This window comes from Streptomyces yunnanensis, from assembly GCF_029011865.1.
GTDB lineage: Bacteria > Actinomycetota > Actinomycetes > Streptomycetales > Streptomycetaceae > Streptomyces > Streptomyces yunnanensis.
Genome location: NZ_CP095749.1, coordinates 7806547 through 7821943, shown reverse-complemented (window position 1 = coordinate 7821943; position 15397 = coordinate 7806547). Strand labels below are relative to the sequence as shown.

At 74.6% G+C, this 15397-nt stretch carries 15 protein-coding genes; 8 read left to right on the top strand and 7 right to left on the bottom strand.

The genetic code is table 11. The features are described 5' to 3' along the window. Nucleotides 1-86: 86 nt before the first annotated feature. Genes MOV08_RS34090 through MOV08_RS34080 form a run of 3 tightly spaced genes read left to right on the top strand, consistent with a single transcriptional unit; the run spans nt 87 to nt 3212 of the window. Complete coding sequence (locus tag MOV08_RS34090) at nt 87-1472, top strand: ABC transporter substrate-binding protein (protein ID WP_420834235.1); 1386 nt, start codon at nt 87-89, stop codon at nt 1470-1472. After that, nucleotides 1453-2364 (top strand): carbohydrate ABC transporter permease, encoded by a 912-nt coding sequence (locus tag MOV08_RS34085; protein WP_275310135.1) that lies wholly within the window; start codon nt 1453-1455, stop codon nt 2362-2364. Before MOV08_RS34090 ends, MOV08_RS34085 begins: the two co-directional genes overlap by 20 nt. Next, nucleotides 2361-3212 carry a carbohydrate ABC transporter permease gene (locus MOV08_RS34080; RefSeq protein ID WP_275310133.1) on the top strand — a complete coding sequence of 284 codons (852 nt, stop codon included), beginning with the start codon at nt 2361-2363 and terminating at the stop codon, nt 3210-3212. Before MOV08_RS34085 ends, MOV08_RS34080 begins: the two co-directional genes overlap by 4 nt. A 36-nt stretch (nt 3213-3248) precedes the next feature. On the opposite strand, the gene MOV08_RS34075 is transcribed toward MOV08_RS34080, so the two are convergent. Together MOV08_RS34075 and MOV08_RS34070 are read right to left on the bottom strand one after the other, a co-directional pair. Next, the gene (locus tag MOV08_RS34075; RefSeq protein ID WP_275310132.1) at nt 3249-3737 is read right to left on the bottom strand and encodes an NUDIX hydrolase; all 489 of its coding nucleotides are present in this window, start codon (nt 3735-3737) and stop codon (nt 3249-3251) included. Between the two features lie 43 nt (nt 3738-3780). Then, complete coding sequence (locus MOV08_RS34070) at nt 3781-5316, bottom strand: ATP-dependent DNA ligase (RefSeq protein WP_275310130.1); 1536 nt, start codon at nt 5314-5316, stop codon at nt 3781-3783. 123 nt (nt 5317-5439) lie between these two features. Here MOV08_RS34070 and MOV08_RS34065 point away from each other — a divergent pair, with 123 nt between their 5' ends. After that, complete coding sequence (locus tag MOV08_RS34065; RefSeq protein ID WP_275310128.1) at nt 5440-6171, top strand: histone deacetylase; 732 nt, start codon at nt 5440-5442, stop codon at nt 6169-6171. A gap of 71 nt (nt 6172-6242) precedes the next feature. After that, the gene (locus MOV08_RS34060; RefSeq protein ID WP_275310126.1) at nt 6243-7574 is read left to right on the top strand and encodes a phosphoribosyltransferase; all 1332 of its coding nucleotides are present in this window, start codon (nt 6243-6245) and stop codon (nt 7572-7574) included. Nucleotides 7575-7691: 117 nt separating this feature from the next. On the opposite strand, the gene MOV08_RS34055 is transcribed toward MOV08_RS34060, so the two are convergent. Next, the gene (locus MOV08_RS34055; RefSeq protein WP_275310125.1) at nt 7692-8807 is read right to left on the bottom strand and encodes a baeRF3 domain-containing protein; all 1116 of its coding nucleotides are present in this window, start codon (nt 8805-8807) and stop codon (nt 7692-7694) included. A gap of 426 nt (nt 8808-9233) precedes the next feature. On the opposite strand from MOV08_RS34055, the gene MOV08_RS34050 reads away from it, so the two are divergent. Further along, a complete protein-coding gene (locus tag MOV08_RS34050; protein ID WP_039638162.1) occupies nt 9234-9668 on the top strand; it encodes a CBS domain-containing protein in 435 nt (144 codons plus the stop codon). Between the two features lie 81 nt (nt 9669-9749). Here the strand turns inward: MOV08_RS34050 and MOV08_RS34045 are convergent, their stop codons facing one another. Beyond that, a complete protein-coding gene (locus MOV08_RS34045; protein WP_275310124.1) occupies nt 9750-10970 on the bottom strand; it encodes a 4-hydroxybenzoate 3-monooxygenase in 1221 nt (406 codons plus the stop codon). A gap of 429 nt (nt 10971-11399) precedes the next feature. On the opposite strand from MOV08_RS34045, the gene MOV08_RS34040 reads away from it, so the two are divergent. Next, the gene (locus MOV08_RS34040) at nt 11400-11936 is read left to right on the top strand and encodes a hypothetical protein (RefSeq protein WP_275310122.1); all 537 of its coding nucleotides are present in this window, start codon (nt 11400-11402) and stop codon (nt 11934-11936) included. A 45-nt stretch (nt 11937-11981) separates the two neighbouring features. On the opposite strand, the gene MOV08_RS34035 is transcribed toward MOV08_RS34040, so the two are convergent. From MOV08_RS34035 to MOV08_RS34025, 3 genes are all read right to left on the bottom strand, one after another. Continuing rightward, entirely contained in the window at nt 11982-12479 is a 498-nt protein-coding gene (locus tag MOV08_RS34035; protein WP_275310121.1) for an NUDIX hydrolase, read from the bottom strand. 137 nt (nt 12480-12616) lie between these two features. Continuing rightward, nucleotides 12617-13231: a hypothetical protein gene (locus MOV08_RS34030; protein ID WP_275310119.1), complete on the bottom strand. Its 615-nt coding sequence runs from the start codon at nt 13229-13231 to the stop codon at nt 12617-12619. An 82-nt stretch (nt 13232-13313) separates the two neighbouring features. After that, nucleotides 13314-14111: a glutamate racemase gene (locus MOV08_RS34025; protein WP_039638157.1), complete on the bottom strand. Its 798-nt coding sequence runs from the start codon at nt 14109-14111 to the stop codon at nt 13314-13316. Nucleotides 14112-14247: 136 nt separating this feature from the next. On the opposite strand from MOV08_RS34025, the gene MOV08_RS34020 reads away from it, so the two are divergent. Next, the gene (locus tag MOV08_RS34020) at nt 14248-15396 is read left to right on the top strand and encodes a glycosyltransferase (protein ID WP_203232735.1); all 1149 of its coding nucleotides are present in this window, start codon (nt 14248-14250) and stop codon (nt 15394-15396) included. Nucleotide 15397 lies beyond the last annotated feature (1 nt).

Here is a 15397-nt window from a genome sequence, read left to right as displayed (position 1 = left end):
CTCACCGCCGTCGGCCGGGCCGGCGGCCCGTCCGGCATGCCCACGCCCGTCCCCCTCGGGCCGAATCACCTGGAAAGGCAGGAGCCGTGCGCGCACGATCCCCCGGAGCTGTCGGCGGCGCGGGCCGCCGGGCGAGCCGGCTGGCCGCCCTCGCGGCCGCTCTCTCCCTGGCGGTCACCGGCTGCTACCGCGGCGCCGGTGACACCGGCCACGACGGGCTGCACACCCTCAACGTGCTGATGGTGAACAACCCGCAGATGGTGGACCTCCAACGGCTCACCGCCGAGCACTTCACCAAGGAGACCGGCATCCGGGTCCACTTCACCGTGCTGCCGGAGGACGACCTCCGCGACAAGATGAGCCAGGACTTCTCCAGCCAGGCCGGGCAGTACGACGTGGCCAGCCTCAGCAACTACGAGACGCCCATCTACGCCCGCAACGGCTGGCTCACCCCGCTGGGGCAACTGGCCGACAGGGACCGCGAGTTCGACCAGAAGGACGTTCTCGCGCCGGTGCGGTCCTCGCTCACCGCGGCCGACGGCGAGGTCTACGCGGAACCCTTCTACGGCGAGTCGTCGTTCCTGATGTACCGCAAGGACCTGCTCAAGGCGGCCGGGCTGACCATGCCCGCCCGGCCGACCTGGACCCAGGTGGCCGCCATGGCCGCCACGTTGGACGGCTTCCGCAAGGGCCAAAAGGGCATCTGCCTGCGCGGCCAGCCCGGCTGGGGCCAGCTGGCGGCGCCGCTGACGACCGTGGTCAACACCTTCGGCGGGACCTGGTTCGACAAGGACTGGCGGGCGCGGCTGGACGCCCCGGAGTTCGCCCGGGCGACCCGGTTCTACGTCGGGCTGGTCCGCGCGCACGGCGAGCCCGGCGCGCCGCAGGCCGGGTACACCGAGTGCCTCAACGACATGCAGCAGGGCAAGGTCGCGATGTGGTATGACGCGACCGCCGGCGCCGGGTCGCTGGAGAGCGCCGACTCCCCGGTCGCCGGCCGGATCGGGTACGCCCCGGCACCGGTCGAGCGGACCGCCGGCGCGGGCTGGCTCTACACCTGGGCCTGGGGCATCCAGAAGGCCAGCACGCACCAGAAGGCCGCCTGGGAGTTCGTCCGCTGGGCGTCCGGGAAGTCCTACGAGCGGCTGGCGGGCCGGGAACTGGGCTGGTCCCGGGCGCCGGCCGGGAAGCGGGCCTCGACCTACCGCGACCCCGACTACCTCAAGGAGGCCGGGGCGTTCGCGGGGGCGACCGAGCGGGCGATCACCTCGGCGCGGCCGGACGACCCGGGGGTGCAGCCGCGGCCGGCGCCCGGGATCCAGTTCGTGGGCATACCGGAGTTCTCGGACCTGGGGACCAAGGTGTCGCAGGAGATCAGCTCGGCGATCGCCGGCAAGCAGAGCGTGGACGACGCGCTGCGGGCGGGCCAGCGACTGGCGCGGGAGGTGTCCGATGCGTACACCCGTCGCTGAGCGGGCCAAGGGCTGGGCCCGGCGCGCCCCGCTGCTGCCCGCCCTGGTCTTCCTGGTCGTGGTCACCCAACTCCCGTTCGTGGCAACGGTGGTGATCTCGTTCATGCGCTGGAACGCGCTGGCCCCCGACCACCGCGGGTTCGCCGCCCTCGACAACTACCGGGCGGTGGTCACCGATCCGGCGCTGCGGTCGTCGGTGGGCACGACGGTGCTGCTGACGGCGTCGGTGGTGCTGGTCAGCCTGGGGCTGGGGCTGGGGCTGGCACTGCTGCTGGACCGGAGCTTCCGCGGCCGGGGCATCGTCCGCACCCTGCTGATCACCCCGTTCCTCGTGGTGCCGGTGGCCGCCGCGCTGCTGTGGAAGCACGCGCTCTACAACGCCTCGTACGGGCTGTTCAACGGGGCGTTGACGTGGCTGTGGCAACTGTTCGGCGCCGGCGAGCCGCCGCAGCCGGACTGGATGACCGACTCCCCGCTGCTGTCCGTGGAGCTGTCGCTGATCTGGCAGTGGACGCCGTTCATGATGCTGATCCTGCTGGCGGGGTTGCAGAGCCGGCCGGCGGACGCGGTGGAGGCGGCCCGGATGGACGGGGCCACCGCCTTCGACATCTTCCGCCACCTCACCCTGCCGCACCTGCGGCGCTACCTCGAACTGGCGGCGCTGCTGGGGACGGTGTACATCGTGCAGAACTTCGACGCGGTGTTCACCCTCACCTCCGGCGGACTGGGCACCGCCAACCTGCCGTACACCCTCTACCAGACCTTCTACCAGGCCCACGACTACGGCCGGGCGTCCGCGCAGGGCGTCGTGGTGGTGCTCTGCTCACTGCTGGTGGCGAACTTCGCCCTGCGCACCGTGTCGTCCCTGCTGCGCGAGGAGATCACCCGATGACGCGAGGAGACCGCAGGGGCGGACGGCGGGTGCGCGGGGCGGCGCTGGGTCTGACGGCCTGGCTGTGCGGGATCGCCTTCTTCCTGCCGGTGGCATGGATGGTGCTGACCTCCTTCCACCGCGAGACCGACGCCGCGACCAATCCGCCGAGCCTGGCCGCGCCACTCACCCTGCACGGCTACCGGGAGTTCTTCGGCGTCGGCGGCGCCGGCGTGAGCCCCTGGCCGCCGCTGCTCAACTCCCTGACCGCGTCGGCGGCCTCGACGCTGCTGGTGCTGGTGCTGGCGGTGCCGGCGGCGTACGCGCTGTCCCTCCGGCCGGTACGCAAGTGGCGCGACGTGCTGTTCTTCTTCCTCTCCACGAAGATGCTGCCGCTGGTGGCGGGACTGCTGCCGATCTACCTGGTCGCCCAGAACACCCGGATGCTGGACGACATCTGGCTGCTGGTCATCCTCTACACCTCGATGAACCTGCCGATCGCGGTGTGGATGATGCGGTCCTTCCTGGCCGAGGTGCCGGTGGAGATCCTGGAGGCCGCCTCGATCGACGGGGCGGGGCTGCCCACCACGCTGGTGCGGATCGTGGCGCCGGTCGCCCTGCCGGGCATCGCCGCGACCGCGCTGATCTCCTTCATCTTCAGCTGGAACGAGCTGCTGTTCGCGCGGGTGCTGACCGGCATCGTGGCCGGCACCTCCCCGGTGTTCCTGACCGGGCTGGTCACCAGCCAGGGGCTGTTCCTGGCGAAGGTGTGCGCGGCGGCCACCGTGGTGTCGCTGCCGGTGCTGGTCGCCGGTTTCGCCGCCCAGGACAAGCTGGTGCAGGGCCTGTCGCTGGGCGCGGTGAAGTGACCGGGACCGGGCCGCCCGCCCGGGTGGTGCGGGCGGTCAGCCGGCGTCGGCGCGCCCGGCGGCGAGCGCCTCCGCCAGCCGGTCCAGGAATTCCCGCTGGGCCGTGACCAGCCGGGCGCGCGCCTGCTCCGGGGTGCACCACGCGACCCGGTCGATCTCCGGGAAACTGCGGATCACCCCCGAGCCGCGCGGCCACTCCAGCTCGAAGGTGCCCGGCTCGATCCGGTCCGGGTCGAGGTCGCCCGCGACGGCCCACACGGTCACCACCTTGCCGCCGGACTGGCGGACGTCCCCCAGGGGTACGTACCGCCCGTCCGGCGGCGGCATGCCCAGCTCCTCGGCGAACTCCCGGCGGGCCGCGGCCAGCGGCTCCTCCGGCGGTGCGTACTCGCCCTTGGGCACCGACCAGGCGCCGGCGTCCCGGCGCGCCCACAGCGGGCCGCCCATGTGCGCCAGCAGCACCTCGGTGCCGCCGTCGGCGCCGCTGCGGTGCAGCAGCAGTCCGGCGCTCCGCTTCCCGGCCATCCTCTCCGGCGCTCCCTTCGTCCCGTTCTCCGCTCCCGACGCGTCACCTGTGCGCGGCGAGCACGGTGTCGAGGGTGTCGGCCTCGGCGGCCGTCTTGTCCTCGCGGTAGCGCACCACGCGGGCGAACCGCAGGGTGACGCCGGCCGGGTAGCGGGGCGAGGTCTGGAGCCCGTCGTAGGCGATCTCCACGACGAGTTCCGGACGGACCGTCACCACATGGCCGTCGTCCGCCACCGCCAGTTGCCCGAGCCGCTCGGTCTGCCAGCCCAGGGTGGCGTCGGTGAGCCCCTTGAAGGTCTTGCCGAGCATGACGAAGCCGCCGCCTGCGGCCCGCGCCCCGAGGTGCAGGTTGGAGAGCTTGCCGGTGCGGCGGCCGTGGCCCCACTCCGCGGCCAGGACCACCAGGTCCAGGGTGTGCACGGGCTTCACCTTCAGCCAGGCGGCGCCCCGGCGGCCGGCGCTGTAGGGCGCGTCGAGGGCCTTGACCACGACGCCCTCGTGGCCGCGGCGCAGGGTGCGGTCGAAGAAGTCCGCGGCGGCGGCGCGCGCTGCGGGGTCGTCCGGGTCCTCGACGACGCAGCGCCGCACCCGGGTCGACTCCGGTACCAGGGCGGCGAGTTCGGCGTGCCGGCGGTCGCCGGGGAGGTCCAGCAGCGCGCGGTCGCCGAGCGCGAGGAGGTCGAAGAAGACCGGGGTCAGCGGGAGGGCGGCGCGGGCCGCGGCGACGTCCGTCCGGGAGCCGAACCGGCCGGCGACCCGCTGGAACGGCACCGGACGCCCGTCCGCGCCCAGCGCGATCACCTCGCCGTCGAGGACGAGGCGCTCGGCGGGCAACTCCCGAACCAGGGCGGCGACCTCGGGCAGCCGGTCGGTGACCTCGTCCAGGGTGCGGGTGTGGATGCGGACGTGCGGGCCGTCCCGGTGCACCTGCACCCGGATGCCGTCGAGCTTCTCCTCCACCGCGCAGCGGCCGAGCCGGTCGATCGCCTCGGCCACGGACGCGGCGGTCCGCGCGAGCATCGGCCCGACCGGCCGGCCGACGGTGAGCCGGAATCCGGCCAGCGCCGGCGGGCCGTCGGAGAGCAGGGCCCGGGCCACGTCGGGCAGTGAGCCGGCGAGCATCACGGCCCGCCGCACCGCGTCCGGGGGCGCGCCGGTGGCGGCGGCGAGCCCTTCGACGGCGAGCGCGTCCAGCGCGCCCTGCCGGACCTCGCCGGTCAGCAGCCCGTACAGGAACCGCTGCTCCTGGTCGGTGGCGGCGGCGAGCAGGCCGCCGACCAGCCGCCGCCGCTCGGCCTGGGCGCCGGGGCCGGCGACCCCGGCCAGCGCGGTCAGCGCGGCGTCCACGTCGCGGACGGTGAGGGTGGGCCGGTCGGCGGGCGGCGGCGGGTCGCGCAGCGCGCTCCAGCCGACGCCGATCCGGCCCTGGGGCAGCCGTCCGGCCAGATAGGAGATGACCAGCGGGGCGTCCACCGGGTCCGCGGCCGAGAACAGCTCGGCCAGCAGCGCGGTCTTCCGCGACCGGGCCGAGGTGGCGGCGACCTCCGCCGACACCCGGGCGAGAGCGGCGAGCAACATACGGTCATCGTGCCCCCGCGGCGCCGCCACCGCTCCCGCAACGGACCGGCCCGCGAACCCGCACCCGAGCGCCCGGCCCGAGCAGTCGCGCCGGCCGGGCCGCCGGGGCGCTACCGTGAGGGGGTGACCGCGCCCCGTGTCCCGGAACCCTTCGACGCCGCCGGGAACGCCTCCCGCCCGGGCCCCGTCACCCATGTCTGGTACGCCGCGTACGGCTCCAACACCCACCCGGAACGGCTCGACTGCTACCTCGCCGGGGGCCGCCCGCCGGGCGGGCGGCGGGATGTCCCGGGGTGCCGCGATCCCCGCCGGCCGCGGCGCAGCGCGCCGGTACTGCTGCGCGGGCGGCTGTACTTCGCCACCGAGTCCGCGGTGTGGACCGGCGGCCGGGCCTTCTACGACCCCGAGGCGGACGGCGAACTCCCCGCCCACGCCTATCTCCTGACGGTTTCTCAGTTCTCCGACATCGCGGCGCAGGAGATGTACCGGGAGCCGGACCGGGACCTGGACCTGACGCGGGTCCTGGCCCGCGGGCGCGACCGGCTGGGCCCCGGCCGCTACGAGACGCTGGTCTGCGCCGGCCTCCTCGACGGCCACCCGGTGCTGACCTTCACCGCCCCCTGGCGCAGCACCGAGGTCCCGCCCAACCCGCCCGCCGCCGCCTATCTGCGCCATATCGCGGCGGGCATCGGCGCCGCGCACGGCTGGCCCCCGCGCCGGACCGCGGCGTATCTCGCCACGTGCCCGGGGGTGCACCCTCGGTGGTCGGCACCCAAGATCGCGGCCCTGCTGACCGCGGACCCGGCTGGGTCCGCCCCGGCCGCCCCGCCCGCGCGGTCCCGACTTGCGGAATGACCGCGGGTGGAGTTATGCCGGAGTCAGGTGTGGACGTGGCTTTCGTCTCCCCTGGGTAGGGGGTGCACACTGTGCTGTTCACTGACCGCGCGGACGCCGGACGGCGACTGGCCGAGGCGCTGCGCCATGTGGCGAAGGAAAATCCCGTCGTCCTGGGCCTGCCGCGGGGCGGAGTCCCGGTGGCCTATCAGGTGGCCCAGGCCCTCGACGCGCCCCTCGATGTGATCGTGGTCCGCAAGCTCGGCGTCCCGTACCAGCGGGAGCTGGGGTTCGGCGCGATCGGCGAGGGCGGCGTGCGCGTACTGAGCCAGGACATCATCAGCCGGGGCCGGGTCGGCCCCGAGGACGTCGACGCGGTGCAGCGCACCGAGGAGGCGGAACTGGCGCGCCAGGCCGAGCGGTTCCGGGCCGGCCGGCAGCGGCGTGCGCTCGACGGCCGGACCGTGGTCGTGATCGACGACGGCATCGCGACCGGGGCGACGGCGGCGGCCGCCTGCCAGGTGGTCCGCGCCCAGGGCGCGGCCCGGGTCGTGCTGGCGGTGCCGGTGGCCCCGCCGGACGCCGCCGAGCGCCTGCGCACCGCCGCCGACGAGTTCGTCTGCCTGTCCACCCCCTATGCGTTCTCCGCGGTCGGCGAGTGGTACCAGGACTTCTCCCAGACGTCGGACGACGAGGTGGTCTCGCTGCTCTCCCAGGCCGCCGCCGGCACCGCTCCGCTGGCCGGTGCGGCGGGCGGCAGGCGGGCCAGGACGGCGCACCGCGCCGGTGACTGGGAGGAGGTGCGGGTCGAGGCCGGGCCGGTCGTGCTGACCGGGGATCTCACCCTGCCGGTACCGGGCGGGCCGGTCGTGATGTTCGCGCACGGCTCCGGCAGCAGCCGGCACAGCCCGCGCAACCGTGCGGTGGCCACCGCGCTGAACCGCGCGGGCCTGGGCACCCTCCTCTTCGACCTGCTCACCCCGGCCGAGGAGGCCGACCGGGCCAACGTCTTCGACATCGACACGCTGGCCCGGCGCCTGGCCGACGCCACCCGCTGGCTGCGGGCCCGGGAGTCCGTCCCGATCGGCTACTTCGGCGCGAGCACCGGCGCCGCGGCCGCCCTGCGGGCCGCCGCCTACCCCGACGCGGGCATCGCCGCCGTGGTCTCCCGCGGCGGCCGGCCCGACCTCGCGGGCCGCTCGCTGCTCTCCTCCGTGGAGGCCCCGACGCTGCTGATCGTCGGCGGCGCCGACACCCTGGTACTGGATCTCAACCGTCAGGCACAGTCCGCGCTGACCTGCGAGAACAAGCTCGAAATCGTCCCCGGCGCGACGCACCTCTTCGAGGAGCGGGGCGCCCTGGACAAGGTGTCCACGCTGGCCCGCGACTGGTTCACCCGCCACTTCCACCTGCTCCCGGCGTAGCGGTGGAGCGGACGGCGACGACCGGCGCGGAGCCGGCGCGACAGACAGTGGCCAACGGGCAACCCGTTGGCCACTGTTGTGCTCGCACCTGACGGCTAGTACCGGAGCGTCCCCCGGCTAGTACCGGAGCGTCCCCGCGATCCCGCCCACTCCGGCGAGCGCGCCGTCCGGTACGAACCGCACCTCCGCGCCGGTGTCCAGGGAGCGCTCCACGATCGAGTCCACGATGTCGTCGACGGCGTCCCGTTCACCGCGCTCGGCCGGCATCAGATGGCCGCCGGTGTCCCGCACGGTCTCCCGGTAGTTCTCCTCCACGGCCAGCAGGGCGACCCGGCCGGTCTCCGCGTTCTGCCGGATCTCGTCCAGTCCGGCGGCGAAGGCCCGGCGCCCGCGCGCCCGGTCCAGTTCGGCCAGCACATCGGCGACTTCGGCCTCCGCGCGCTTCTCCGCGTACGGGCGGACGGCCTGCCAGAGCGGCTCGGGCGGTCCGGCGGCCAGCCCGGCCTGCGGCACCTGCGTCACCGTGACCTTGGTGCCGGTGCCGCCCCGCATGACTGTCCCCACGTCGTCGAGGAGCGAGAGCGCCGCCGCCTTGCCGACCACGTACAGCGGCCGGGGGTCGGCCTTGAGGACGGTGGCCAGCGCGGTGTCCGCCTCGCGCAGGAACTTGCGGGTGTGCTCGTCACGGAAGGTGCTGGGCACCTCGCCCACCTGCAACTGGTCCTCGGGGTCGGGATCGGCCAGGCTGCGGGTGAGCGGGAAGGCGCCGCGCCGCACCTCGGTGAGGCGGTCCAGCGCGCCGCTCCACAGGCTGACGTGGTCGGCGGAGACCGCCAGCACCCAGAAGGGGTGCTCGGCGGCGTGCGCGGCGACGAGGTTGCGGGTGAGGAAGGTGTCCGAGAGCACCACCCGGGCCGGGACGGTGCGGCCCAGCGACCACACCTGGTGCTCCCCCGGCGCCGCGAAGAGGACCATGCCCTCCTCGGCATGGGTCAGATCGACCTCCGACGCCGCCTTGTCCAACTGCTCGATGACGTCGATCCGTCGCTCCCTGGAGACGTCCGGATCGGCCTGCAGCCGCTCCTTGGCCTCGGCGAGCATGTTCCGCAGCAGGACCGGGTCCTGTGCGTTGTCCGGCTCACGGCGATGCGTGGGCATCAGCACCGACACGGCGGGGTAGGGCCGCTGCCGGCGAAGCTTGGCGAGTTCAGCAGGGCTGAGCGCAGCATGCATCGGAACCCTTCTTTCGGTGAGCGGATTCACGGAGCGGATTCACGGAACGGATTCTCGGAGCGGATTCACGGATACGGGTTCAAGGAGCGCTGCAGAGCGCGGAATCGAGGAGTCCGGACCGTCCGGAGCGGCCCCTTCGGATAGCCTCGCCCGACCCCCGGCGCTCTATCACACTATGAACGATATGCCCGTTTCTCCGGTGGGGCAGCAGGTGCGGCGGCAGCCGCGTCGCGGCCGTGCGGCAGCGGGATTTCGGGCCGGTCACCGGCGTCCCGGCCCCGGAAGCGACCTTGCGCCATCCGTGGTGTCATCGAAGGGTGGGCGCCCTGCGAACCACGCGGACGCCATGCGACGAACGCTCCGGAGGAGCCAGAGAAGAACCCCGAGAAGAACCCAGAGAAGAACGCTGCGACAGCGGGAGGAATCATGGCCGGCAAGCTGCGAGCCCGGGACATCATGACCGGCGGCGTGCAATGCGTCGGCGCGCACCAGTCGTTGCAGGATGCAGCGAAGATGATGCGCGACCTGAAGGTCGGCGCGCTGCCCATCTGCGGCGACAACAACAGACTGACGGGGATGATCACCGACCGTGACATCGTCATCAAGTGCTGCGCCGAGGGCATCGACCCGTCCACGGTGCAGGCGGGTTCCCTACAGAGCAAGATCCACTGGATCGACGCCGAGGCGGACGCCGCCGACGTCCTGCGCACCATGGAACAGCACCGGATCAAGCGCCTCCCGGTGATCGACACCAAGGGCGGTCACCAGCTGGTGGGCATGATCACCGAGGCCAACCTGGCCAAGAACCTCACCGACGCGCAGGTCGCCGAATTCGCCACCCGCGTCTACGCGACCGCCTGACGCGCCCGCCCCAGCGGCCGACGGGCACCCTTTCCGCGCCCGGCACGGCACCCGGCCGCTGGCGGCCCCTGGCGCGGCACCCTAGAGATCCGCCTCCTCCCCGAGGTAGAGCCCGGCGAACGCCTTGGCCGCGGCCTCCGAGCCGAGCAGCCGCCGCAGCCGGGCCGCGGCCGTCCCGGCGCGGAACCGATCGCCCGACGAAGCGCCGTGCAGCACCTCCGAGAGCCACTGCGAGAACTCCAGGTACTGCCACACCCGCCGCAGGCTCGCGGCCGAGTAGCCGGCCAGCCCGCGATCGTCGCCCTTGTAGTGGGCGATCAGCGCGTCACCGAGCAACAGGGCGTCGTTGATCGCGAGGTTCATGCCCTTGGCCGCGATCGGCGCGAGCAGGTGCGCCGCGTCCCCGGCCAGGTGCAGCCGGCCGTAGGTCATCGGCTCCACCACGTAGTTGTGCATCGCCAGCACGGTCTTCTCGCTCAACGGCCCCTCGCGCAGCGGCCGGGCGCCGTCGGCGGCCAGCCGGAGGTGGAGTTCCGACCACACCCGCTCGTCCGGCCAGTCCGCGACCCCGTCCCCGGCCGGAACCTCCAGGTAGTAGCGGGTGACGTGCGCGCTGCGCGCCATGTGCGCGCCGAATCCCCGCGGGTGGATGCCGAAGACCACGCCGTCCGCTGACGGCGGCGCCTCGGCCAGCACCGCGAGCCAGGCGACCCCGTGGTCATGACGGGTGGTCCGCACCCGCCCCTCGGGTATCGCCGCCCGGCTCACCCCGCGCGCCCCGTCGGCGCCGACGATGTGGTCGCAGGCGATCCGGTGCCGTGCGCCGGTGACCGGATCGCCGAACGAGACCGCGGGGTGCGGCCCGTCGATGTCGTGCAGCCGTACGTCGCGCACCCCGAAGTGCACCGCACCGCCGGCCCGGTCCGCGTAAGCGGCGAGCAGATCGCCGACCAACAGCGGCTGCGGATAGACGAAATGCCGCCGCCCCGACAGCCGGGCGGTGCGCACCGGGTGCCGACCGCCGTCGAAGCGGAACTCGAACTCCCCCTGGGTATGGGCGCGTTCGAGCAGCCGCTCGGCGAGCCCGTGCCGGCCCAGCGCGCGCACCGCCCACTCCTCGACGAACCCGGCCCGCGGCCGCCGCTCGATGAACTCCCGGCTCTCCGCCTCCAGTACGACGCAGTCGACACCGGCGGCCCGCAGCACATTGGCCACGGTGAGCCCGGCGGGCCCGGCCCCGACGATGACGACGGAGGCGCGGGAGAAAGGCGGGGCGGCGGGACGTGGTGCGGGCGAGGACACGGCGGGTGGTTCCCTTCGGGCCGGGCGGAGGATCGCACGCAGTATGGCGGTTGGCCGAAACCATGCGCTCGGCGCCCCGGCCCCCGCTGCCGGTCCGCCGCCCCACAATCCCGCACCACTGCCGCCATACCCGTACGTACCACCCCCGGCCGCCCCGCGAAGCCCCCGCGGCCCCCGGCCGCCCCGCGAAGCCCGCTCGGCTCCCCGCAGGAGGGCTGCCCGGGCTCTCCGGCCCACCGGGGCCGTCGCCCGCGCTCGTCCGCGCATGATCCCGGCGCGATCCGCGCCCCGACAGCCCCTCGTCGGACCTCCGTGGCCGTTCGGCCGTTCACCCAAATGGCCGCCCCGGATCGCCTCGCACCCGCGGGCCTTACTAGCGTCGAACGACGCAACGCGCCGACTGCGCACCGCCGCCACAAGGAGGCCGCCATGCGGAGGCTGATCGCCGTGCCGACCGTGCTGCTCGCCCTGGCCGCCGCCGGCTGTGCCGGAGAGGACCGTCAGGACGCGCCGACCGTCTCGTCCGCATCGGACCCGGGCATGGCCCCGAACGGCACGCCGGGGCCCCAGGGCTCCCCCACCATCCCGGGCCAGCCGGTGAGCTGCGGCGAGATCGCCGACGTGCTGGGCAAGGCGCACGGCGTCGCGCTGTTCGCGGACCCCGCCCCGACCGGCGCGGTGGGCTGCGACGAGGCCCGCGGGGTGATGAAGGAGTTCTTCCTACGGGCGCCCCCGCAGACGGCCGGGCAACAGGGGGCGCTGGCCGTGCGGGGCTGGTCCTGCCAGTACGACGGCGGCCCCACCGGCACCTGGATCACCGACTGCCGGCGCGACGAGCGCGAGATGCACACCGAGGACGCCGGCCGGTCCACCGGCCCCAGCGGCCCGCCGGGCGCGTCCGAACTGCCCGGCCTGCCCGACGAGTCCTCGCCCCCCATGGAGGAACCGTCGACCACCGACATCTAGGGCGCTTCCGGCCACCGGGCCCTGACCGCGGGACCCGACCTCCGCCTACGTCTGCGCCTCCGCCTCCGCCTCCGCCATGCCGTGGAACCACGTCGGCCCGGCGTCCAGCGCCTTCTTGATCCGCGCCAGCGCGTAGTCGTCCAGCTCCGGCAGGGCGTCCCTCGCGAACCAGCCGACCGCCAGCGACTCGTCGTCGTTGACCCGCGCCTCGCCGCCGACCGCCCGGCAGCGCAGCGTCACGTCCAGGAACTGGCACATGTCGCCGTTGGGGTACCGGGTCGGCGGCATGGCCTCGACGAGGACCACGCCCTCGGGGACGACCCGCACCGCGGTCTCCTCGTAGACCTCGCGGACCGCGGTCTCGGCGGGCTGCTCCCCGGGCTCCGGGATACCGCCGATCACCGACCAGCCACCGGTGTCCACTCGCTTGCCCAGCAGCACCCGGCCGGCGTCGTCGAGGACGACCGCGCTCACCCCGGGCAGCCACAGCAACTTGGTGCCGATGTCGGCCCGGAGGTCACGGATGAAATCGGGGATTGCCATGCCCCGACCCTACGGGACGCCCCCGGACGACTCACCGGACGGCAACGCGTGCGGACCCGCGCAGACCTACCGAGACCGACGGGGACAGGAGGCCGGGGCCGGGCGGCGACCCGAGCAGCCGGCGCCGCGCCGCCGCGCTACGCCGTCGAGGCCGGGCGGCGCAGTCGGAGCCGCTCGCGGACGCAGCGCACCGCGCCCTCGGCGTCGTCGACGGTGACCGTGAAGGTGCGCCCGTCACCGAGCCGCAGCACCATCGCCTCGCCACGGCGGACGACCACGGCGGTGCCCTGCTCGGGGCGCCAGCGGTAGCCCCAGCCGCCCCAGTGGCGCGGGGTGACCCGGGGCGCGAAGTCGGCGCCGACGACGGTGTCCAGGGGAATCCGGCGGCGCGGCACCCCCAGGTGGCCGCACCGCACCTCCAGGCAGTCGTCGTCCACCCGGACCGCGACGTGGACGAAGGCGAGGGTGCCGAAGAGCACCAGCAGGCCGGCGGCGACACAGCCGACCACGGCCATCACCAGCGGCGCCAGGCCGGAGGTCCAGGTGCTGTTGACGGCCAAGCCGACGCCCAGTGCCAGACAGGCCGCGCCGATGGCGGCCAACAGCCACTGGAAGCGGTTGGTGGCACTGCCGTGCCAGACCTCGGGAATCTCCGCAGGGGAGCCGCCGGCCGGCCGGACACCGGTCGGGACGCCGTCCGTGCTTCCGTGCTCACCGGGGGCTGCGGCCCCCTCGTGGGGGTGGTCCCTCATGAGACGCAGCGTACGCGCCTTCGCACCCTGGGGCAGTACGCCGGCGCCGTGCGGTGCGCCACCCGTGGGGTCCCCCGTGGTGTCAGACGGTGCGCGGGGCGGCCGGGACGGCGCCGGTGAGCAGCCGGCCCTCCTCGTAGGCCAGGACCTCGTCGGGCAGGGTGCCCGGGCGGCCGCTGAGGAGCACGTCGAGGGTGCCGGTGGGGGCGGCCGCGGGGGCCGGCTCGGCGCCGATCCGGCGGAGTGCCTGGGCGGCCACCGCCTCGGCGGAGCCGTGCAGGACCAGGGGCGGGGTGCCGGGCTGCTGGAGGGCGGCCCGGATGCGTTCGGCGACCAGCTCGTAGTGGGTGCAGCCCAGCACGACGGCCCGGATGTCGCGCGGGGTGAGCTGCGCGGCGGCGGCCACCGCGGCGTCGATCGCGGCGTCGTCGGCCTGCTCGACGGCGTCGGCGAGGCCCGGGCAGGGCACTCCGGTGACCTCGACGCCCTGGGCGAAGCGGGCGATCAGGTCCTGCTGGTAGGGGCTGCCGGTGGTGGCCGGGGTGGCCCAGATGGCGACCGGGCCGCCGCCGGCCGCGGCGGGCTTGATCGCCGGGACGGTGCCGATGACCGGGATGTCCGGCTCCAGCGCGGCGCGGAGCGCGGGCAGCGCGTGCACGGAGGCGGTGTTGCAGGCGACGATCAGCGCGTCCGGGCGGAGCGCGGCGGCGGCCCGGGCCACGGCCAGGGCGTGCGCGGTGACGTCGTCGGGAGTCCGCGGACCCCAAGGCAGGCCGTCGGGGTCGGTGGAGAGCACCAGGTCCGCGTCGGGCCGCAGGCGCCGCACGGCGGCGGCCGCCGGGAGCAGGCCGGTTCCGGAGTCCATCAGCGCGATCTTCACCCGGACACTTTACTCAACGGTCCGCCCCTCTTGTCATACCGGGCCGGGAAGGACCGGAACGGCACGGACCCCGACGGCCCGTGTCGGGCGCCGGTCCGCGGCGGGCCCGGTGGGGCAGACTGCGCCCGTGGAAGCGATCGCGTGGATCGGTGCCGGGTCCCTGCTGGCCTGGCTGTGGCTGCTGCTGGGACAGGGCTTCTTCTGGCGGACCGACGTCCGGCTGCCGGCCCGCCGGGATCCGGACCGTTGGCCTTCCGTCGCGGTGGTGGTGCCGGCCCGGGACGAGGCGGCGGTGCTGCCGGCGAGCCTGCCGACGCTGCTGGCCCAGAAGTACCCGGGCCGCGCCGAGGTCTTCCTGATCGACGACGGGAGCACGGACGGGACCGGCGCGCTCGCCCGTGAGCTGGCGGCCGGCGCGGGCGGGCTGCCGCTGACCGTCGCCTCGCCCGGTGAGCCGGAGCCGGGCTGGACCGGGAAGCTGTGGGCGGTCCGGCACGGCATCGCGCTGGCCCGGGAGCGCACCGCCCCGGAGTACCTGCTGCTGACCGACGCGGACATCGCCCACGAGCCGGACAGCCTGCGGGAGTTGGTCGCCGCGGCCCGCTCCGCGGGGCTGGACCTGGTGTCCCAGATGGCCCGGCTGCGGGTGGCGACCCCCTGGGAGCGGCTGATCGTGCCGGCCTTCGTGTACTTCTTCGGGCAGCTCTATCCGTTCCGGTGGGTCAACCGGCGCGGCGCCCGGACCGCGGCGGCGGCCGGCGGGTGCGTGCTGCTGCGGCGGGAGGCGGCGGAGCGGGCGGGCGTGCCGGAGGCGATCCGGCACGCGGTGATCGACGACGTGTCGCTGGCGCGGGCCGTACAGGGTTCGGGCGGGACCGTCTGGCTGGGGTTGGCGGACCGGGTGACCAGCGTGCGCCCGTATCCGCGGCTGGCGGAACTGTGGCGGATGGTGTCCCGCAGCGCCTACGCCCAGCTCCGGCACCGGCCGCTGCTCCTGCTGGGCACGGTCCTGGGGCTGGCACTGGTCTATCTGGCGCCGCCGGCCGCCCTGTTGGCCGGCGTCGCGGCCGGTGACCCGGTGGTGGCGGCGCCGGGCGGCGCGGCCTGGGCGGTGATGTGCGGGACCTACCTGCCGATGCTGCGCTACTACCGGCAGCCGCCGTGGGCGGCGCCGCTGCTCCCGTTCACCGCGCTGCTCTACCTCCTGATGACCGTGGACTCGGCCGTGCGGCACTACCGGGGGCGCGGCGCGGCCTGGAAGGGCCGCACCTACGGGGCGCCGTGAG